Consider the following 20,017-nt stretch of genomic DNA (forward strand, 5'->3'; position numbering starts at 1 on the left):
GTAATGCACAGCAGGTCATTGTTACCCTTGAGATCCGATGGCCAGTCGGCGAAGCGATCTCCGCGGTAGGCGGCCTCGTCGAACCGGTATTGCTGGATCATGGTCCCCATGGCGCCATCAAGAATCAGGATGCGCTCGCGAAGCAGGGCACCAAGATGGGCTCGGACAGACTGGCTCATGATTTCTCCGGTATAGGGTAAACGGGCACGCATTATAGCCGGAACTACACCGGGAAGTGGCAAAAGGCCCGTAAGATTGCGTTATACTGCCGCCACCTTAAGGAGACTGATATGCGATCAACCCTGACACTAATGATCGGCCTGGCCGCTTTCACACTGCTTTGGCGCGTGGTGCCGCACGGCTGGAATATGACCCCGGTATTGGCGTTGGCACTATTTGCCGGCGCTCGCCTGCAGGCTCCAGCTATGCGCTTCGTGTTGCCGCTGGCCGTGATGCTGTTATCTGATCTGCTGCTGGGCTTTCACGACACGATGCTTTATGTCTACGGGGCCTTACTGCTCGTGGTGCTGATGGGGCAGGGTTTGGGTGCCAGAGCATCGCTGCCGGGACATGCCGGCATGTCGCTGGCTGGCTCGGCGGCCTTCTTTTTGATCACCAATTTCGGCGTCTGGATGAGCGGGGCCCTGTATCCACCGACTGCAGAGGGCTTGCTCAGCAGCTATGTCATGGCACTCCCGTTTCTTTGGAAGACGTTGGCCGGAGACCTGTTCTTTGTTGTGATGTTCTTTGCTGTGTTTCGATTGGCGGCACAGCAAGCCCCGGCTGCTGCAATGGCTAAATTGAAAATCACCGATTGATCGTTTTTTAAACTTAGTCGGCAGTATGCCGTCGTTACACCACCAAGGAGTAGAGGGTTACCTATGAATGCCATGTTTGATCAGTTTCAGCAATTCGCTTTGGAAAACGTCTTTCCTTTCGGCACTAATCTCATTGCCGCTCTGGCGATTTTTATTGTCGGTAAGTGGCTGGCGAAACGTATTAGTAGCGCAGTTGACTCCCTGCTTAGCAAAAAGATTGACTCTACCGTATCAAAGTTCATTGGCAACCTGACCCAGATTGCTCTGCTTGCGGTAGTGGCGATTGCTACGCTTGACCGTCTCGGAGTAGAGACCACCTCACTAATTGCCATTGTCGGTGCCGCCGGCTTAGCCGTAGGTCTTGCGCTGAAAGATTCGCTGGGTAACTTTGCCTCCGGTGTAATGCTGATCCTGTTCAGACCGTTCCGGGTGGGAGACTATGTTGAGGCCGGTGGGGCGGCGGGCACGATTAAGGAAATCCGTATATTTGCAACCATCATGACCACCCCTGATAACAAGGTTATAACCGTCCCAAATGGCGCCATTATGGGGGGCAATATCGTTAACTTTTCCGAGATGCCTACCCGCCGTGTGGACATGGTTGTGGGTGTTGGCTATGGCAGCGATCTGGCCAAGGTCAAGCAGGTTATCAGCGCCATTCTCGAGCAGGATAAGCGCGTGTTGGCTGACCCGGCTCCGGTGATTGCTGTGTCCGAGCTGGCCGATAGCTCGGTGAACCTGATTGTCCGTCCGTGGGTTAATGCGGCGGACTACTGGGCTGTACTGTGGGACACGACCGAATCGGTCAAGCGTCGTTTTGATGAGGAAGGCATTGAAATTCCGTTTCCGCAAATGGACCTGCACCTTTCAAATCCTGGAAAAGGAGATAATCAATGAGTAAGCGTTTTATGCTGGCAGCATGCGCCGCCGCCTGTATTGCCCCAGTATGGGCGGAAGACGTGACTGAAGCAGATCGTAGTTGGCAAGGCGAGCTGGAGCTGGCCTATTTGATCAAACGGGGTAACACAGAGTCTGACACTGCGCAGGGGAAAGTTAACGCGGAGAAAGATGGTGTGAAATGGCGCCATACCGCCAAGGTAGAGGGCTCGAACACTCAGGCTGAAGACGCCACCACTGGAGACAAGGTGCGCACAGGTGAGCGTTACTTTGCGTCCTATAAGTTGGACCGCAAGCTGGGCGATAATTCTGCCAACTATCTGTTCAACATCCTTTCCTACGACAAGGACCTGTTCTCCGGCTATCACTATCAGGCCAGCTATGCACTGGGCGTTGGTCGTCGGTGGCTAGACAATGACAGGCACACTCTGGATACCGAAGTTGGTCCGGGTTTTCGCTCATTCTGCCTTGAGCCGGAGACCTCCTATACCGACTGCCAGAGCACGGAAGATGGGGCGATTGCCCGTTTGGCGGTGAAGTACAACTGGAACATTAACGACGGCGCTCAATTTCGCGAAGAGGTAACTTCGGAAATTGGTGAAGATGCCTCGACGGTGCGTGCTGAAACCTCGTTGACGTCGCGCATCAATGGTTCTTTGGCGATGCGAATCAGCCATCTTCTGAAATACACGTCGGAAGTTCAGGCGCCTGCCAAGAAAACCGACAGCGAGCTAACCGTGTCATTGGTTTATAGCTTCTGATCAGAACGCCCGGCAATAAAAAACCCGCCTGATGGCGGGTTTTTTATTGCTCGTCAGAGCGCCGTAAGATCAGGCTTCCTTCAAGGCGGTAGAGATATCGATGATTGCCTGCTTGCCGTCACCAAACAGCATTAGCGTGTTGTCCTTGGCAAACAACGGGTTGGGCAGGCCGGCAAAGCCGGAAGACAGGGAGCGCTTAACGACAACCACTGTGCGCGCCTTATCGACGTTAAGAATAGGCATGCCATAGATCGGGCTGCCTTTATCTTCACGGGCCATCGGGTTGGTGACGTCATTGGCGCCAATAACGATAGCTACATCCGTCTGCTCAAAGGTCGGGTTGATGGTGTCCATGTCCTTGAGCTTCTCATAGGATACTTCGGCCTCGGCCAACAGAACGTTCATGTGCCCCGGCATACGACCGGCCACCGGGTGAATGGCGTATTCAACAACAGCACCACGCTTTTCCAGTGTATCCGCAAGTTCGCGAACGGCGTGTTGAGCCTGCGCCATGGCCATACCAAAACCAGGAACGATAACTACGCGTTGGGCGGTTTCCAGAATCATCGCCACTTCATCCGCTGAGGACGATTTGACCTTGCCCTGATATACCTCGTCGTCGCTCATCGACACGCCACCCTCGGCCATGACACCGAACAGTACATTAGTCAGCGAGCGGTTCATCGCCTTACACATGATTTGGGTCAGGATCAGGCCAGATGCACCAACAAGCGAACCGGTAATGATCAGCGCGCTGTTCCCGGTAACGAAGCCAGCGGCAGATGCGGCGACACCGGAATAGGAGTTGAGCAGCGCGATAACCACCGGCATGTCTGCACCACCGATTGGCAGTACCAACATTAGGCCGAGCAGGGATGCGGCAACCACAAGTGCCCAGAAAACCATTTCATTGCCTGGTTCAACTACCAGGTAACCAATGGCGATCAGTGAGCCGAGCAGTAGCAGGGCATTGACGAATTTCATGCCAGCAAAGCCGATGGATCCGCCGCTGATCAGTTCCTGCAACTTGGCGAACGCAACAATCGATCCTGTCATCGTAACTGCGCCAATGAGAACAGCCGCGCCTGTGCTTATCAGAGCCACCGGGCCCTCCAGCCCGCCCAGATAGCCCGCTGTAGCAACAGCGAATGATGCACCGCCGCCAAAGCCGTTAAGCAGGGCAATCATTTGTGGCATGGAGGTCATCTGCACTTTGACTGCCATGATGGCGCCAATTACGGTGCCAAGAACGATGCCGGCAATGATGAACTCATAGCTGATGATTTCTCTATGAAACAGGGTCACCACACAGGCGATGAGCATGCCCAGTGCGGCCAGCTGGTTGCCACGCACAGCGGTGCGTGGTTTGGTCAGCCCTTTGATGCCGAATACGAACAGTGAAGCGGCAATTAGATAGGCAATATTGAGCCAGTGATCTGCGAGATGCATGAATTACTTCCTCTTGAACATCGCCAGCATGCGGTTGGTAACCATAAAGCCACCCACCACGTTAATGGTGGCGAGTACCACCGCGACAAAACCAAATACCTGGACCAGTACACTTTCACCATGACCGGCTGCGATAAGTGCGCCGACCAGAGTGATGCCGGAGATGGCGTTGGAGCCCGACATCAGCGGAGTGTGCAGGGTTGGGGGTACCTTGGTGATCAATTCCACGCCAAGGAAGATGGCGAGAACGAACAAGGTCAGCATGGCAATAAAGTCCATGATGATGCTCCTCAGGCGTTGGCTTCCGCTTGCGGTTCAGCAAGCGGTGGCAGGTTAAGCAGTTCACGCATGCGCTTCTGCGGCACATCGCCCTGATGGGCGATAACGGTGTTCTGGAAAATTTCGTCTTCCATGTCGAGGTTTAGCTGACCTTCTTTATCAATCATCAGATTGAGAAGGTTTTCCATGTTTTTGCCGTACATCTGGCTGGCATGAAATGCCACAGAAGAGGGCACATTGACCGGGCCGATAATGGTGACGCCATGTTCTACAATGGTTTCGCCAGCACGGGTCAGTTCGCAGTTGCCTCCGCGCTCTGCAGCGAGATCGACAATCACAGCACCCGGCTTCATCGCCTTGACCATATCGGCGGTGACCAGAATCGGTGACTTGGCACCGGGTACGGCCGCAGTGGTTATGATTACGTCCATTTGCTTGACCACTTCAGTCATCAGCTCACGCTGGCGCTTGAGGAAGTCTTCGCCCTGAGCCTTGGCGTAACCACCAGTACCTTCAGCTGCACTGGTATCAAGATCCAGCTCCACCGGCTTGGCGCCAACTGACAGAATCTGCTCACGTGCTGCTGGGCGCACGTCATAGGCTTCGACGATGGCGCCAAGACGTTTGGCTGTTGAGCAGGCCTGGAGGCCGGCCACACCCACGCCCATAATGAACACGCGGGATGCATTTAGAGTGCCGGCGGCGGTCATGTTCATCGGGAACATACGGTTGCTGCTCACGGATGCCATCAGCACGGCTTTATAGCCAGCAATCATGGCCATTGAGGAGAGTACGTCCATGGCCTGAGCACGGGTGATGCGTGGCACCAGCTCCAGCGCAACACCGGTGACCTTGTGCTCAGCCAGTGTGCTGGCGAACGACGGGTTGGCTAGCGGGTCCATCATGCCGATCAGAATCTGGCCTTCCTTCAGCGCGCCAAGATCGGCATCACCATGGCTGCCACTGCTGCCGGGTGTTTGTACCTGCAGAACGATTTCTGACTCCGCGAAAATCGCAACACGATCCTTCAGCTCCGCGCCGGCGCTGACATAATCCGCGTCGGGGTAGCCGGCGGCATCGCCCGCACCCTGTTCGATCAGCACCCGGATACCCGGCTTCTTCTTCATCACGGCCACATTGGCCGGAGTGAAAGCCACACGGGTTTCCCCGGGGCATGTCTCTTTCGGAATACCGATGATCACCTGCGCTACCCCCATCTCGGTAAGCTGGTTGTTTAAGGTCCTGACGGTGTACCCGCCGGGGCCGACTTCTGGTTCAGTTTTTGCCATATTCAGGGGGCCTTTATGAGGCCACCCTCCGGCAGGGTGCAAACCTTAATGGGGCCGTACTACCCATGGCAAATGGGAAACGCCTTTTCCTTGCATAATCGCTCAATAAATGACCGAAATGACCCGGAAGGAAGCTCTTCTAAGTCTTTTTTCTGGTCACAAGGGCAAGATCTTCTTGTTCGCTTATGGGCAAAAACGGGTCAAGAATGGTGTTGCCGCGCACCTCTGCCTCTATAACGTGCAGGAAGGTGTAGGCGCCAAGAAGCTTGCGGGCCAGAAAGATGAATTCCTTGGGGGGAACATCGAAGTGCACTGACAATGCATTTCGCCCGGCGCGTGCTACCAATCTGCTGGGTAAATCGCTCGCTCCCCAGCGGTATTCCAGTTTTTCATTGAGCACATGATCTGGCGGTGGAAATCGCTCCGGGTCCTGCAGAACCTCCACTGCCTCAAAGCACATGGAAGCAAAGTCCTCCAGCAGACGCTTGGGTGCCCCCTTGTCCAGAAAGCCCAATGCCATCATGGCGTCGATTAGTCGCTGGCTGTCGTGGTGGTATGCGCCGCGAATCATTTCCCGGCCAGGGCCAAGTGTGTCATGGCTGAAGTCACGAATTGCGCCAAAGTCCAGCAGCACGATTTGATCGGCGCCTGATTCAGGATGGATGCGCAGTAGATAGTTACCAAAGTTCGGGTCTGTCTGCATTTTGTTCCATTGAAAAACCTCACGGCAGCATAGCTCCATAATTGCTCTGCCAATAAAGTTTCGCCGGTTCTGGCTAAGCTCTAGTACGGCTGGGTCGTTAACGCTGATGCCGTGCTCAAAAGTCATGCAGATAATATTGTGTGTGCTGTAGCGCGTAACGATTTCCGGCACCACAAAACGCGGGTCATCGGCAAGAATTTCGCGAAAGTGAGTGGTGGTAGCGGCCTCCAGGTCGTAGTCCACCTCGCGACCGAGCATCTGCCGGACTTCGTCAAGCCACTGATTAAATTGCTCGGTGATAGGTACCAGCCGGCTCATGCGCAGCAATTGAACAATAGCGCGCAAATCCGAGTCGATAGCCTCAGCGACACCCGGGTACTGAATTTTTAATACCAGCTCACGACCATCCGCCTTGCAGCGAGCCCGGTGCACTTGCCCCAGAGATGCGGCACCGAGAGGCTCATGGTCGATTTCCAACTCCGACAAACGCAACTCGCCCAGTTGCCGGTGCAGGTGTTTTTCAATGGTGTCCCAGTGCAGGGCAGTAGTGTTGTTTTCCAGAGTGTGTAAGGCCGCGGTAACCTCGTCGGGCAAGAAGTGCTCACCAAACAGGGCCATCATCTGGCCAATCTTCACCACAGAGCCCTTTAGCTTGCCAAGATCGCTGGCCAGCTCTTGAGCCTGGCGGGAAAGAATGTCGCGACGCATGTCCTGACGCTTGTCGGCGCTGGCAAAAAGGGTGCCGGCGGACAGCGTGGCATAGCGGGCGCCGGCCATAAATCCTGCTTTGGCCATGGAAAAACGGCGCTCGAAGGCTCCTGTTTTGACGCGCTTGACAGTTTTTCGATTCATTCCTGCAGGACTCCAATTGCACCCTTACTACGGGCTCGGCATTCTATCAGCTTGTTGGTCAGACCGTGCTGACCATTCAATTTTTGTCAGACGAGCGCCAGTGACATCGAATCCAGAGGAGGGTGCATGCGCACATGGGTGTTGTTGAGAGGCTTGATCCGCGAGCAGCGCCATTGGGGGGGCTTTCCCGAGCAGATGCAGGCGGCCTTGCCAGAGGATCGTATTGTCACGGTGGACCTGCCCGGTAATGGCTCGCTTTGTCAGACGCCTAGTCCGACCCGCATCGAGGACATGGTCGCAGCGCTGCGCAAGTCTCTCAGTGATCAGGACTTGAGGCCACCGTTTCATGTGGTCGCGTTATCCTTGGGCGCCATGACCACAATCAGCTGGATCAACGACTATCCCGGAGAAGTCGCCGCCGCTGCGCTTATTAACAGCAGCGTGGCCCGGTTTAGCCCGTTCTGGCAGCGGCTACGCCCGGCAAATTACCGCTCCATCGTTATGGACGGGCTGCTTGCCCGCAGCCTGATACAGAAAGAAAGGGCGATTCTGGCCATGACCACAAATTTGACTGATACACAGACCCAGGAGGACCTGGCGGTCGAATGGGCTGAATTTGCCCGGCAGAATCCGGTCAGTCGGGCAAATTCGCTAAGACAGTTATTGGCGGCTGCGCGCTTTCATGCCCCCATCAGGCTGGCCGGGTCCGCTCCGGTGCTGATTGTTAACGGCGCTGGTGACCGACTGGTTGACCCCCGTTGCTCGGCTGCCATGGCGCGGGGCTGGGGTTTGCCAATCAGGGTTCATCCCACGGCAGGTCACGACCTGACGCTGGACGCAGGCGAGTGGGCCGCCGAGGTTCTGCAGCAGTGGGTCAGATCTGCTTGACCGTCTCATAGGCCAGTGATAGCTTTCTCGAAACCCGCGAGTTCTGTTCCGGGCTGCGGCCGTGACAGCATCCCACGGCGGTGCTGATAACAATAACAACTGGTTGAGGGCGTCAGGATGGCAACTCCGCAAGAAATCGAACGGATGGCGGCTGGACCAAAAACTCCGGCTGAAAAAGTCTGGTACGACCGCTATTCCCATGAGCGTTTGCAGGCCTGGCGCCAGATTCAGGACCCGTTTGCCGACGCCTGCACCAGCCGGATGCAGTTTCGTAAGCCCTCGGGCCTGCTTGACGAAGTGGAGCGGCGGGCCCGTGAGGAGGGTGGTGTATTCCAGGCTTTTATTGATGAGTGCTACCGTATCCCGGACTGGGTGGACTTCGAGATGATGGAGCCCGGTCGGCGTTTTTGTCGCCGAAATGGCGCCCTGCAGGGCTTGATTCTGATGTGCTCGAGCCTGGTCGAGGGCTATGCGCACAACAAGCCCTCTCAGGTGCTGGTGTCCACCGGGCGACTACAAAAGGATGTTTCCCGGCGCATCTATGAAACCGGGCAGATGCTGCACAATATGGTCGGCCCGGATGGCTTACGCCCGGGCGGTGTGGGCCATCGCACGTTAATGGAAGTGCGTTTATTACATTCTGCGGTGCGCCAGTTCCTTAAAGACAATCCCCGTTTTGACGTGGCCAAATACGATCAGCCGATTAATCAGGAAGACATGGCTGGCACCATTCTGGAGTTTGACTTTATGGTGGTGCGTGGCATGAAACGTCTTGGCCTGCATGTAAGTCGTGCAGACCACGAATCACTGCATTACATGTGGCGCTATGCGGGCTTCGTGCTTGGCGTACACGAGGATTTGTTGACTGCAACCATCGAAGAGCAGGAAGTATTGGCCCTGCAGCTTACTAGCCACTTATATAGCCCGAGCAAAGACTCGGAGGCGCTGGCCAAGGCCCTGCTGCGGGATATGTCACAACGGCCACCCTTTCGACTTTCCTACGACCAGCTGCTGGCGTTCAGCCGCTTTCTGATCGGCGACAAGGTGGCAGATGATTTGAACATCAGCAGTTCAGTCCCGGCGGCTGCGGTTGTCCGGCTGGTGCGAGCAGGGCTGGTGGTGGGTAGTATTGGCCAGCAGCTACTGCCTGGCTTTGTGTTGCGCCGGGTAGAGTCCTGGAATCATGATTTTGGTCGGCGTACTTTGCAGCAGGGGCTGGGAGACAACCCGGCCTCATGGGGCTTCAAGGCAATCGCCTGAGGCCTATTGCGGCGGCCGCTCAGGCCGCCGGCTCCAGTGTCGCAATGCGGGCCTTTTCGGTTAATCCGATCAGGTCTACCAGCACCCGGCCAGTTTCCAATACCCACGCATCTTTCTGATCCGGCTGCTGTTCTCCGGCTTGCATGGCAGAAATACGCTGTTCCTCTTCCTCAATCAGGCTATGGATATCTTTCAGTGGCTCAAGGCCTCGAGAGCGACGCAGGCGGTTTTCTGCTTTAAGGCGCTGATCTTCTGTCTGCTTCTGGTATTTACGCCGGGCATCCTCATTCAAGGGCAACTCACGGATATTGCGCATTTCATCAAGCATGGCTATCTGCTCGCGGATATAGTCATACTCCGGATCCTTGGCAATGCGCTTGTTCAGGCTGCGCCGCAAGGGCTCAATGAACGGTGTCAAATCTGCGCTCGGAGAGAAACTGGCCGGGCGAATCCGGTCCCATGGCAGAGCGTTTGGCAGGGCGCTCTCGCCGATTTCTTGCTTATTGATCACGAATGGCAGAGGCAGATCTGGAATAACTCCTTGATGCTGATTGCTGCCACCTGAAACCCGGTAAAACTTCGCCTGAGTCATCTTTAACTGGCCGTGATTGAGTGGGATCAGCGTCTGTACCGTGCCCTTGCCGAAGGTTTCATCGCCAACTATCAACGCGCGGCCGTAGTCCTGCATGGCGCCAGCAAAAATCTCTGATGCTGAGGCGCTATGACGATTAACCAAGACTGCCATGGGACCACTGTAGAGCTTGCCCGGGTACTGATCTGGCTCGGCCGAAACTCTGCCACGGGCATCACGAACCTGAACCGTGGGTCCACGATCAATGAACAGGGATACCAGCTGGGTAGCTTCTGGCAACGCGCCGCCACCATTGTCACGCAGGTCGATAATCAGGCCATCAATGCCATCACTTTTAAGCTGCATTATCAGCTTGGCAACATCGCGGGTAGTGCTGGTGTATTCCGCATCACCACGGTGCATGGCTTCAAAATCGAGATAGAAAGTAGGGATGTCGATGACACCGATACGAGATACGTCGTCACCATCAGGCAACTCGATAATGCGACTCTTTGCTGCCTGATCCTCCAGCACCACCTTGTTGCGGACAATGGAGATAACCCGAGTGTTATGCTCGCTGGGGCTGCTCGCCGGCACTACTTCAAGACGCACGGTGGTGCCTTTGGGACCCCGAATCAGGTTGACAACCTCATCCAGCCGCCAGCCCACCACATTAATAACATCCTGATCCTCTTGAGCAACACCAACGATGCGATCAGCAGGTTTAAGCACGCCACCCTTGGCAGCGGGCCCGCCTGGAACCAGGCGAACCACTTTGGTGAACTCATCTTCACCTTGCAGGACTGCACCGATTCCTTCCAGAGATCGGCTCATGCTGATGGTGAAGTTCTCCGAGTTATGCGGCGTGTAGTAATTGGTGTGCGGGTCGTAAGTGGTGGTCAGGGCGTTAATATAGATCTGGAATACATCTTCTGGAGTGCTTTGCTGGAGACGCTTAAGTTGGCCCGCATAACGACGTTGTAGCCGGGTGCCGATTTCTTCTTCCAAATCACCATTGATGCGCATGGTAAGTACGGCATCCTTGAGGCGCCTGCGCCATAGATCCCGCTTGTCAGACTCATCCAACGGCCAGCTGGCTTCGCGGCGATCTACCAGAACAGTGTCAGTGCGATTCATATCAAGCTTGTCGATGCCTTCTTCAAGGAGCTGTAACAGGTAGGTGAGGCTTTCTTCCACACGAACCTGATAAAGGTTGAATATGTTGTAGCCGGCGGCAAGATTGCCGCTGCTGAGCTGATCGTCCAGACGGTCTCGGTACTGGTTGAACGCTTCAATATCGCTTTGCAAAAAATACAACCGGTTCGGGTCGAGGTCGCGCAAGTAGCGGTCGAGAACCTCGGCGGACAGCTGGTCATTGAGTTGGCGTTTGTGATAGTGCCGTTCCAGTCGGGCGAGAATCTCCTGAGCCGTGCGCCCATGAACGTTGTCAGGCCGAAGGCCCGTACCATCCAGCCGGTCAGCGGCGGACTCCGCCGGAGGGGCTACGGTAAAGGAGATGGCCCCCATTGCCAGACTGGCTGAAAGCGTGAGGCCAATAAAAATCTTGTGAGCAAAGGACAGTTTACGCATCGAAATTCCAACGTGGCTTAGCTTGAGACCCAGTCAGGCCCGGCGGGGCCAGAGGGTCAGCATTGGCACCAGTATAACCAAGCGGCCCGGGATTGCATTCAGCAGGCGCCTTGACGCGATCTGGCAATAAATGCACCTTGCCGACTGTGACAGCGGTCGGGGCTAGTAATTCAATGAATGGACTTTTTGCCGGAGGGGTGTTGCTGGCCGTGCTGGTGGCGCTGGTGCAGCTCTTTGCAGGCGATCAGGATGTTGCCAGTGCCACCATTCAGGCCATGTTCTCGGCGGCGGATTTGGCCGTTGAGGTATGCCTCGGGCTAATTGGCGTGCTAACCCTTTGGAGCGGCTTGTTTCGTTTAGCGGAGCGCAGTCAGCTGGCTGACCGGGTCGCACTGGCGGTGGCGCCCGTTCTCGGGCGTTTGATGCCAGGCGTGGGGCACCACCCGGAGACCCTCGGCCCTGTCACCATGAACCTGTCCGCCAACATGCTTGGCCTCGATAATGCTGCCACCCCTCTTGGGCTGAAGGCCATGGAGGCGCTGCAAAAACATAACCCCAAGCCGGATACGGCCACCGATAGCCAGATCATGTTTCTGGTCATGAACACCTCCTCTGTGACCCTGTTGCCCGTCACCGTGATGATGTATCGGGCTCAGCAGGGGGCAGCCAACCCGGCGGATATTTACCTGCCGTTGCTTATGGCTACCACAGCTTCCACCTTTGTCGGTGTCTGGCTAACCGCCCGACTTCAGGGTATCCGCCTGAGCCATCCCCTGATAATGGCGGTGGCAGCTGCCTGGCTAGGCTTGCTTGGCCTTGGCGCTGTTGCAGCGCTGGCCATGCCCGGGGCTGATGCCGCCCGCTTCTCCGGGGTTGCCGGCAGTGTGATTCTGCTGCTGGTGGTGGCCACCTTCATCGGCGCTGGCCTGCGTGCCGGGCTTAATATCTACGACACCTTTATCGAAGGAGCCTCTGAGGGGTTCCAAATGGCGATCAAGTTGATCCCCTATCTGGTGGCTATGCTTGTGCTTATCGCCATGCTGCGCGCCTGTGGTGCCCTCGATTTACTTCTAGAGGGAGTTCGCTGGCTGGTGGCGCTAACCGGGGCGGACAGCCGCTTCGTGGATGCCTTGCCGGTGGCTCTGCTCAAGCCATTGTCTGGCAGCGGCGCCCGGGCAATGATGATTGAGGTTATGCAGACCCATGGGGTCGACTCCCTTGCCGGACGCATGGCGGCAGTTATGCAGGGCAGCACGGAAACAACCCTGTATGTACTGGCGGTATACTTCGGCAGCAGTGGTATTGTGCGTATTCGCTATGCGCTCTGGTGCGGCTTGGCTGCAGATATTGCAGGTTTGTGCACGGCCGTACTGGCCAGCTACCTGTTTTTCGGTTAATCATAGGGTTATAAGAAACTGTTCAGTCAGTGGCTGGACACTGCTACAGCAGGAATCATGGTCGCATGAATCAACGCGCACATATCAGACGCACCGTGCAGATGCCGGCACGAATCAGCAACGCTGAATTCAGTGATCGCCCCTGTCAGGTGAGTGACTTTTGCCTGGGCGGCATGTTGCTGACCTTGCCTGCCAGCGAAAAGAGTCTGCTGCTGGCCCTGCGGCAGGGCGATCAGCTCAAGGTGTCTGTGGATGTCCAGGGATTAAGAGGCACCCGCTCGGTTACCTTGCAAGCGCGTCTGGCCCGCAAAGAAGGACAAGATATCGGCGTCGCCTTTGACGCCCCTGATGCAACCAGCTTGCTGGCAGTGCAGAACCATGTCCGTGGATTACTCGACACTGAGCAGCAAGCGGGGGGGCGGCAGCCTGGTCTGAGCCGCGAGCAGGCCCGTAACGCGGCCGCCCAGTTGCTGGATATCAGTCGTCGTTTTTGTCTGGCCAGACTTGAAGTGTTTTTCCCCCAGGCACGAGAAGCACTGCTTGATAATGCGGAGAAAGCCACAACCAACGAGGCGCAGCACCCCTGGTTTGAGGCCGCCAAGTTGCTTAGCCAAAACGCCACCGGGCTATCGCGTAACTTTGTAGCACGCACTCTCAACTCGATTGAACAGTTTTCTCAGGGGCTAGACAGTTCTTCCGCGAACATGGCTAAAGCGGAGAATGAGCATGCCAATGGTCGCTTGTCTCTGGTTGATAAGGATATATTTGAAGATTGGCTAACGCTTAAAGTTATGGCATCCCGAGCCGAAAGCCATTTCAATGAAGAGCTACTTCATCTTCAGTTGCGATTTGACGAGCTGTTCGCCATTTCACTCAGCGCCAGAAAGAACCCGCTGCATCCGTCCGTATTTTGCACTGCATTTGGTGAGTCACTTCGGCTGCTGCCATTAAAGCAAAAAACTGACAAGGTTATTCTGGCGTGTTTCGATGATTCCGTAGTAAATCATTTGAACGATTTCTACCGTGAGTGCAATGAATCTCTGGCGAAAAACGGTGTGCTGCCTGATCTGGACGTTGGTCGCTATATTAGCGAAAGGTATAACCAGAATGCGGCGGAAAAACCTGGCAAGCAGGCTGCGGCCCCGGATCAGGGTAAGAATATTGAAGAGCAGGCCAGCGGCCCGGTAGAGCAAGAAAACCCGCCGCCTTCGGCTGAATCAGCTCCGGCCAAGCACGCAGCCAAGTCAGGTGCGGCAGGAGCAGCAAACGGCACCGGTGCCCCGACCCAAGTGTCGCCTTTGCCCTCGGCTTCCAGGGCGCCAGCCAGCTTGGCCGCTCGGCAGTTTACGTTGCAGCAACATATTGCCAAGCATGCCTATGAGACCGTCAAAAAACTGCTTAGCAGTAACTCTGTTGAAGCGGCACGGCATCGTAATGCTGCACAGAGGGCCTCAGAACATTCCGTGCCTGTTCCAGAAGGGCATCTTGATGCTGCTTTGACACGATTGCAGCGAGATTTCTCCGGCGATCAGAGTATTCCGCTTCCTCAGCGAGTGAATCAGGCTTTACGGAGCGATCAGGATGAAAATGTTCATCTTGATCATGATACTCAGGCTGCTGTTGATGTTATTCATAATTTGTTTGCCGGAATTCTTGGCAACCCTGCGCTGAGCGAGAGGGTTCGTGATGCCATTCGCAAGCTGGAAGTGCCATTTCTGCGACTGTTGCTAAATGATGATTCCTTTCTTGAGGAAGAGGCTCATCCGGCCAGGCAGATGCTCAACCGAATTGCCCATCTGGGCGTTCGAGGAAGTGCCAATCTTCAGGCCCATGAAACAGAGATTGATCAGGAAGTTGCCGGGATTGTCTCGGGTTTTGATGAAGACACTGAAGTGTTCAGTGAGGCAGTGCAGAAGCTTGACCGCTTGGCAGAGCGTCAGCAGAGCCTTTACTTGCGGAATATGAAACGTGTTACAGAAAGCTGTGAAGGCCGTTACAAGGTGGTGGTCGCTCGGCGTGAAGTAAATCAGGCTTTAGAGCGCCGTATCGGTGGCAAGAAAACGCCTAAGGCGGTGTTGAGCCTGATTGATGCTGGTTGGCGCCAGTTGCTAACCCAGACCTTGCTACGTAGCGGTAGGGACAGCAGAGACTGGCATGAGTACCTTGGCGTTATCGATCGAATGATCAAGTCCGTTGAGCACGTTCCCAGTCAGGAAGAGCTTGCCGCCATGTTGGCCTCAATCAAGTCGGGGCTCGGGCAGGTCGACGATACACAGATGCAAAATGCTCGGCTGGTATCTGAATTGCGGGACTTGCTGTCACGCAAGTCCCGTGACCAGCAACCTCCGGACCTTGTTGATGTGCCAGCCGGATTGGTGGACGAGTCAAATAATGAAGCCCCTGAGGCGAAAGGTGAAATTGAGCAACGCTGGGCACGTAGGGCCCAGCGCCATGAGGCCGGTGACTGGTTTAGCCATTTTGATAGTGGTCAGGAGCAAGTGCTCAGGCTGGCATGGACTGATGCGGGCAAGCAGACCTTTGTGTTTGTAAATCATCAGGGCATGAAAGTGACTGAGTACAATCTGGCTCAGTTTGCAGAACGTCTGGCAAGCGAGCAGATGCGGCAGATCGATAACCTCGATGCCCCGGCCGTGGATCGTGGCTTGGAAAGCATGGTGCAGCGCGTCTATGACCAGATGGCCCACCAGGCAACCCATGACGACCTGTGTAACCTGATTAGTCGCCGTGAGTTCGAGCGGCGCTTACGCCAGCGACTGGCAGTGGGAGGCCCCAATGGCACCCTGCTGCATCTGGATATTGATCAGTTCAAGGTGGTTAACAATCTTGGCGGTCCAGAGGCTGGCGACGAATTGTTGTTAGCATTCAGCTCGTTGCTGAAAGAGCAGTTCTCGGGCAGCCTTATTGCCCGACTGGGTGGTGATGAATTTGCCATCTGGTTGGAAGACCTGCCAGCAGAGGCGGCCATACGAGCAGCGGAAGGGTTCTGCCGCCGAGTGCCCAACGAACGCTTCGTTTGTGCGGGAAAACCATTCCAGATCACTATCAGTGGTGGTCTGGTACAGCGTGAAGCGGCCGGCGTCACCGCTACCGAGCTAATGCGGGCGGCGGATGCTGCCTGTCATGCTGCCAAGGAAGCCGGCCGCAATCGTTTACAACGCTACACCACCGACGACAAGGATATGGTCAAACGGGATGACGTGATGGCATGGGTTACACGTCTGGATGAAGCCATTGAAGGAAATCGTTTGTTGCTGCGCTGCCAGCGAATAGAGTCAACCGTCAGTGGCGATGCGCTTCCGGCCTATGAGGTTTTGATCGCCATATCTGGTCAGGAAGGGGAGATGGTTGCGCCCTCAGAGTTCCTGCACGCGGCAGAGCGCTATAATCGTATGTACGCGGTTGATCGATGGGTGGTGTCAAATGTATTGCGCTGGATGCATGCCAATCCGGCGGCTGTGAGTCAGCTGGATCACTTGTCGATCAACCTGTCTGGCCAATCTCTGAATGACGCCACTTTGCTCGAGTTCCTGTTTGAGATGTTCCAGCTTTACCCAGTGCCGCGTGAGCGTATTTGCTTTGAGGTGACAGAGACGGCAGCCATTGCCAATTTGGAAGATGCAGTGGATTTTATTCGCGAGTTGCAGATGCTCGGGTGCCGCTTTTCTCTTGATGACTTTGGTTCTGGTTTGGCGTCCTATGGGCACCTGAAGCATTTGCCAGTGGACTATATCAAGATCGATGGCAGCTTTATCCGCGGCGTTGCGGATGATGTGGCCGATTTGGCATTGGTGCGTTCGATTAACGAAATGGGTCACCTGATGGGTAAGCGGACCATCGCTGAGTATGTGGAAAATGACCAGATACGTACCCTGATGGCGGAAATTGGCGTCGACTATGTACAGGGCTACGGGGTTGAAAAACCAAGACCCCTGGATGCCTTGAGCGCAAGCTGACGAAGCTATCCGAACACTGATACTATGCGCCCCATTGGCTGATTTTTACCTGACACTCCGGCGTCAGGGCCGCTCATGGAGCTCGTATGTTACACACCTTTGATATTCGCCATGGTGCTCTTACCGAGCTTCCTTCGGTTGCAGAGCAACCTGGGAACCTTGCCTCAGCACGCTGGATTGACCTGGTGGGAGAGGATGAGGCCGAGAGGGCGTTGCTGGAAACCATTTATACGGCACCGTTGCCCGACTCCGACGACGTAGAAGAAATTGAGGCTTCAGCACGGTACTTTACCGACGAGCAGGGCATTCACGTTCACTCGCTGTTTTTGCATTACAGCGAGGGTCGTCATCGCACCACTTCAGTCGCTCTGATTTTGCAGCCTGGCCGACTGGTCAGTCTTCGTGATACGGAAATTGCAGATTTTCGTTTGATGCGTATGCGTACCCGCCGTGGCTGGGTAAAAGTTGAAGAGCCGCTGGATATCTTGCTTAGCATTCTTGAGCAAAAAGTAGAAAATCTTGCCGACTCTCTAGAGCATGTTCATGGTCAACTCGAGGATGTTAGCTACCATGTGCTCGAAGACGAGGATGCCGAGCTTGAGGATAGTATCGATCGGCTGGCGAAACTGGAGGACTCTAGCGGTAAAATTCGCCTCTGTCTGATGGATACCCAGCGTTCAGTTTCATTTATTCAGCGCCACCTGCGAGCGGATACTGAACGCCGCGCGCAGTGCCTGGAGATGCAGCACGACCTTGATACATTGATGGCGCACACAACTTTCATGTTCGATAAAATTAACTTTTTGATGGAGGCCGCTCAGGGCTTTATCAATATCAAACAGAGTCAGGTCATCAAGACTTTTTCGATTGCAGCGGTCGTGTTTCTTCCGCCTACTATGGTTGCCAGTGTTTACGGTATGAATTTCCGTATCATCCCGGAGCTGGATTGGCAGTTCGGCTACCCGTTTGCGCTGCTGATTATGTTGCTTGCCGGGCTTGCGCCCTATGTCTATTTCAAACGTAAGGGTTGGCTGTAACAAGCCTCTCTGTGATAAGCCACGTTTCGTGGTCTGGCCACTAGGCCGGCCGGTAGCGGCCATCTTCAGTGCGCACCGCTCGCTGCAGTTCTGCCAGACGGATAAGATGCGCATCCAGCGAGAACGCTGCCACCCCATGCAGGAAAGTGGGCACGTCGTTGTAAACCAATGCAACGAGATCAGCGGGAAGGCTATCCGGTTGATCATTTAGAGCCTGAAATACTTTTTCTTCACGGGCCAAGCGATGACCAATGGTGGCTTCGATGGTAAGCACTGGGTCAAGAATCAGATCCCCATGTCCCGGAGCGATGTGCGAAATGGTCTCATCCAGCAAGCGCCGCAGGGATCGCAGGTAGTCACTCATGGATCCGGCCGGCGGCGCGATGACCACGGTGGAGCCATTAATAAGGTGATCGCCACTAAACAGCAGGCCGCTATTTTCTTCGAGATAGCAAAGGTGATTGCTGACATGGCCCGGTGTGGCAATAACCCGAAGCCGCAACTTGCCGAGGTCTATCTGCTCGCCGTCAGCAAGCACCACATCCGGGGCCCAGCTATCATCCTGCAGGGGGTCATCCAGTATTGGCGGGCCAATCACCGGGCCACGGCAGTGGCTGCGCAGTAGGGCCACGGCCGGCGAGTGGTCCCGGTGGGTGTGGGTGACCAGCAGTCGGGTTAAAGGCATATTCAGGGACTGCGCCGCCCTCAGGATGTTATCCACATGGCGACTGTCGGCCGGTCCCGGGTCAAGTACCGCGAGGCCATCATGGTCTGCCATCAGGTAGGTATTCGTACCCGGGCCGCTCATCATGCCCGGATTCAGTGCCAGTAGCCGCCATATCCCGCTACCGATCTCTACTGGCTGCCCGGGGGTCAGTGCAAACATGGTAATTCCTAATAAACGGTGATCTTGACCGGTTCAACGAGCCAGCTCAATTCAGTATTATCAGGCAGGCCGATGATCGGTGCCACGGTACTGAACGGGTAGCTATTTCCCGGTGGAATCTGCATAACCACATTGATCTGCTTCTGGCCTAGCTCCCTACAGTCATCCTCTGCACAGGTCAGAGCAGTGACTTTGAGGCGCACTGCAGAAACTCGCTCTGCGCTGAGGTTATGCAGTTGGCCAGCAATCCTGACACCGCTTTCAACCACTCTGGCGGAATCCAGAGTGATGCTGATCTGGCTTGGGTCAAGCAGTGCAGGGGGCTTGAGCAATTGCAAGCCAAGCACACCGATGATGCCACCGGCAGTGAGCACTATGACCAGTGCTGTGGCAGCAAATAGACGCTTTTCCGCCTTCCAGCTGTTGGCTAGCAGCACCAAAGCAGCAATCAGCACTGTCAATAGCAACAGAATATGAACCATCCTTTATACTTTCCCTATGCCAGACTGATTAACAAGTAGCCGGAGAAACAATGTTTATTGTGCTGTCACCAGCCAAGACGCTCGACTATACATCACAGGTGCCGTCGGTAAAGACCAGTCTGCCACGGCTGCTTGAACATAGCGAAATACTGAACCATCAGCTTCGTGAACATGATGCCAAAGCGCTGGCTAAGTTAATGAAGGTCAGCGAGGCCATAGCCCGTCTGAATGTGGAGCGCAATCAAGCCTGGGAGCCTGGCACTGATCAGAGCAGTGCCCGCCCAGCACTATTTGCCTTTCGTGGCGATGTATACACCGGTCTTGATGTTGATAGCTTCACCAAGAAGGATCTTGAGCAGGCCCAGAAACGTCTGAGAATACTCTCTGGCCTATATGGATTACTGCGACCGCTTGACATGATGCGACCCTACCGGCTGGAGATGGGGACGCTGCTAAGTAATCCTGCAGGGCGGGATCTTTACGCATTCTGGGGTGACACGGTCAGCGAGCTGTTGAAGCAGGATATGGAAAAGGCCAAGGCGGAAACCCTGGTTAACCTTGCATCACAAGAATATTTTCGAGCAGTCAGGCCGGCAGTGCTGGGCGCCAGAATCATTACGCCAGTGTTTCAGGATGAGAAGAACGGCAAATACAAGGTCATCAGTTTCTATGCAAAGAAGGCTCGGGGGCTTATGGCGGCATGGATACTGCGCAACAATATCCAGCGGCCAGAGCAGTTAGAGCAGTTCAGCGAAGCGGGGTACCGTTTCGTTGCTGAAGACTCTCACGCTGACACATTGCTATTTCGACGATCTGAAAGTGAAGTTGGCAAGATCTGAAAAAAAGGGCGCCTTATGACGCCCTTTTTTACCGCAAGACAGGTG

Annotated in this window: 17 protein-coding genes; 9 read left to right on the forward strand and 8 right to left on the reverse strand. The window is 55.2% G+C overall.

Annotation, left to right across the window (positions count from 1 at the left end; genetic code table 11):
• A partial coding sequence (locus J1C54_RS16760; protein WP_370635661.1) for a homocysteine S-methyltransferase family protein occupies positions 1 to 179 on the reverse strand: 179 nt, incomplete at its 3' end.
• A gap of 111 nt (positions 180 to 290) precedes the next feature.
• On the opposite strand from J1C54_RS16760, the gene J1C54_RS12965 reads away from it, so the two are divergent.
• From J1C54_RS12965 to J1C54_RS12975, 3 genes are all read left to right on the forward strand, one after another.
• The gene (locus tag J1C54_RS12965; RefSeq protein WP_229148555.1) at positions 291 to 818 is read left to right on the forward strand and encodes a DUF6580 family putative transport protein; all 528 of its coding nucleotides are present in this window, start codon (positions 291 to 293) and stop codon (positions 816 to 818) included.
• Positions 819 to 881: 63 nt separating this feature from the next.
• Positions 882 to 1,715: a mechanosensitive ion channel family protein gene (locus J1C54_RS12970; protein WP_229148559.1), complete on the forward strand. Its 834-nt coding sequence runs from the start codon at positions 882 to 884 to the stop codon at positions 1,713 to 1,715.
• On the forward strand, positions 1,712 to 2,476 hold the full coding sequence (locus J1C54_RS12975) for a YdiY family protein (RefSeq protein ID WP_229148561.1): 765 nt from the start codon (positions 1,712 to 1,714) through the stop codon (positions 2,474 to 2,476). The genes J1C54_RS12970 and J1C54_RS12975 overlap by 4 nt, the downstream gene beginning before the upstream one ends.
• A 69-nt stretch (positions 2,477 to 2,545) precedes the next feature.
• Here J1C54_RS12975 and J1C54_RS12980 read toward each other — a convergent pair whose 3' ends face one another.
• From J1C54_RS12980 to J1C54_RS12995, 4 genes are all read right to left on the reverse strand, one after another.
• Positions 2,546 to 3,925 (reverse strand): NAD(P)(+) transhydrogenase (Re/Si-specific) subunit beta, encoded by a 1,380-nt coding sequence (locus tag J1C54_RS12980; RefSeq protein WP_229148563.1) that lies wholly within the window; start codon positions 3,923 to 3,925, stop codon positions 2,546 to 2,548.
• A gap of 3 nt (positions 3,926 to 3,928) precedes the next feature.
• Positions 3,929 to 4,204, reverse strand: a complete 276-nt coding sequence (locus tag J1C54_RS12985) for an NAD(P) transhydrogenase subunit alpha (protein ID WP_229148564.1) — start codon at positions 4,202 to 4,204, stop codon at positions 3,929 to 3,931.
• Positions 4,205 to 4,215: 11 nt separating this feature from the next.
• The gene (locus J1C54_RS12990; protein ID WP_229148683.1) at positions 4,216 to 5,406 is read right to left on the reverse strand and encodes a Re/Si-specific NAD(P)(+) transhydrogenase subunit alpha; all 1,191 of its coding nucleotides are present in this window, start codon (positions 5,404 to 5,406) and stop codon (positions 4,216 to 4,218) included.
• Positions 5,407 to 5,632: 226 nt separating this feature from the next.
• Positions 5,633 to 7,048: an AarF/ABC1/UbiB kinase family protein gene (locus J1C54_RS12995; RefSeq protein ID WP_229148565.1), complete on the reverse strand. Its 1,416-nt coding sequence runs from the start codon at positions 7,046 to 7,048 to the stop codon at positions 5,633 to 5,635.
• A 126-nt stretch (positions 7,049 to 7,174) separates the two neighbouring features.
• Here J1C54_RS12995 and J1C54_RS13000 point away from each other — a divergent pair, with 126 nt between their 5' ends.
• Positions 7,175 to 7,936 carry an alpha/beta fold hydrolase gene (locus tag J1C54_RS13000; protein WP_229148566.1) on the forward strand — a complete coding sequence of 254 codons (762 nt, stop codon included), beginning with the start codon at positions 7,175 to 7,177 and terminating at the stop codon, positions 7,934 to 7,936.
• 117 nt (positions 7,937 to 8,053) lie between these two features.
• Positions 8,054 to 9,196 (forward strand): oxygenase MpaB family protein, encoded by a 1,143-nt coding sequence (locus J1C54_RS13005; RefSeq protein ID WP_229148568.1) that lies wholly within the window; start codon positions 8,054 to 8,056, stop codon positions 9,194 to 9,196.
• Positions 9,197 to 9,215: 19 nt separating this feature from the next.
• On the opposite strand, the gene J1C54_RS13010 is transcribed toward J1C54_RS13005, so the two are convergent.
• On the reverse strand, positions 9,216 to 11,357 hold the full coding sequence (locus J1C54_RS13010) for a carboxy terminal-processing peptidase (RefSeq protein WP_229148570.1): 2,142 nt from the start codon (positions 11,355 to 11,357) through the stop codon (positions 9,216 to 9,218).
• A 173-nt stretch (positions 11,358 to 11,530) separates the two neighbouring features.
• Between J1C54_RS13010 and J1C54_RS13015 the strand changes: the two genes are divergently transcribed.
• The 3 genes from J1C54_RS13015 to corA all read left to right on the forward strand — a co-directional run bounded on the left by J1C54_RS13015 (position 11,531) and on the right by corA (position 17,765).
• A complete protein-coding gene (locus J1C54_RS13015; protein WP_229148572.1) occupies positions 11,531 to 12,754 on the forward strand; it encodes a nucleoside recognition domain-containing protein in 1,224 nt (407 codons plus the stop codon).
• A 65-nt stretch (positions 12,755 to 12,819) separates the two neighbouring features.
• Positions 12,820 to 16,728: a DUF1631 family protein gene (locus J1C54_RS13020; RefSeq protein WP_229148574.1), complete on the forward strand. Its 3,909-nt coding sequence runs from the start codon at positions 12,820 to 12,822 to the stop codon at positions 16,726 to 16,728.
• 86 nt (positions 16,729 to 16,814) lie between these two features.
• Positions 16,815 to 17,765 (forward strand): magnesium/cobalt transporter CorA, encoded by a 951-nt coding sequence (gene corA, locus J1C54_RS13025; RefSeq protein WP_229148576.1) that lies wholly within the window; start codon positions 16,815 to 16,817, stop codon positions 17,763 to 17,765.
• Positions 17,766 to 17,805: 40 nt separating this feature from the next.
• On the opposite strand, the gene J1C54_RS13030 is transcribed toward corA, so the two are convergent.
• Both J1C54_RS13030 and J1C54_RS13035 read right to left on the reverse strand, forming a co-directional pair.
• The gene (locus J1C54_RS13030; RefSeq protein ID WP_229148579.1) at positions 17,806 to 18,651 is read right to left on the reverse strand and encodes an MBL fold metallo-hydrolase; all 846 of its coding nucleotides are present in this window, start codon (positions 18,649 to 18,651) and stop codon (positions 17,806 to 17,808) included.
• 8 nt (positions 18,652 to 18,659) lie between these two features.
• Positions 18,660 to 19,133, reverse strand: coding sequence for a hypothetical protein (locus tag J1C54_RS13035; RefSeq protein WP_229148581.1), 474 nt, complete (start codon positions 19,131 to 19,133; stop codon positions 18,660 to 18,662).
• 50 nt (positions 19,134 to 19,183) lie between these two features.
• Here J1C54_RS13035 and yaaA point away from each other — a divergent pair, with 50 nt between their 5' ends.
• The gene (gene yaaA, locus J1C54_RS13040; RefSeq protein WP_229148583.1) at positions 19,184 to 19,972 is read left to right on the forward strand and encodes a peroxide stress protein YaaA; all 789 of its coding nucleotides are present in this window, start codon (positions 19,184 to 19,186) and stop codon (positions 19,970 to 19,972) included.
• Positions 19,973 to 20,017: the final 45 nt, after the last annotated feature.

It is taken from the genome of Alcanivorax sp. 1008, from assembly GCF_020667895.1.
Taxonomy (GTDB): domain Bacteria; phylum Pseudomonadota; class Gammaproteobacteria; order Pseudomonadales; family Alcanivoracaceae; genus PGZG01.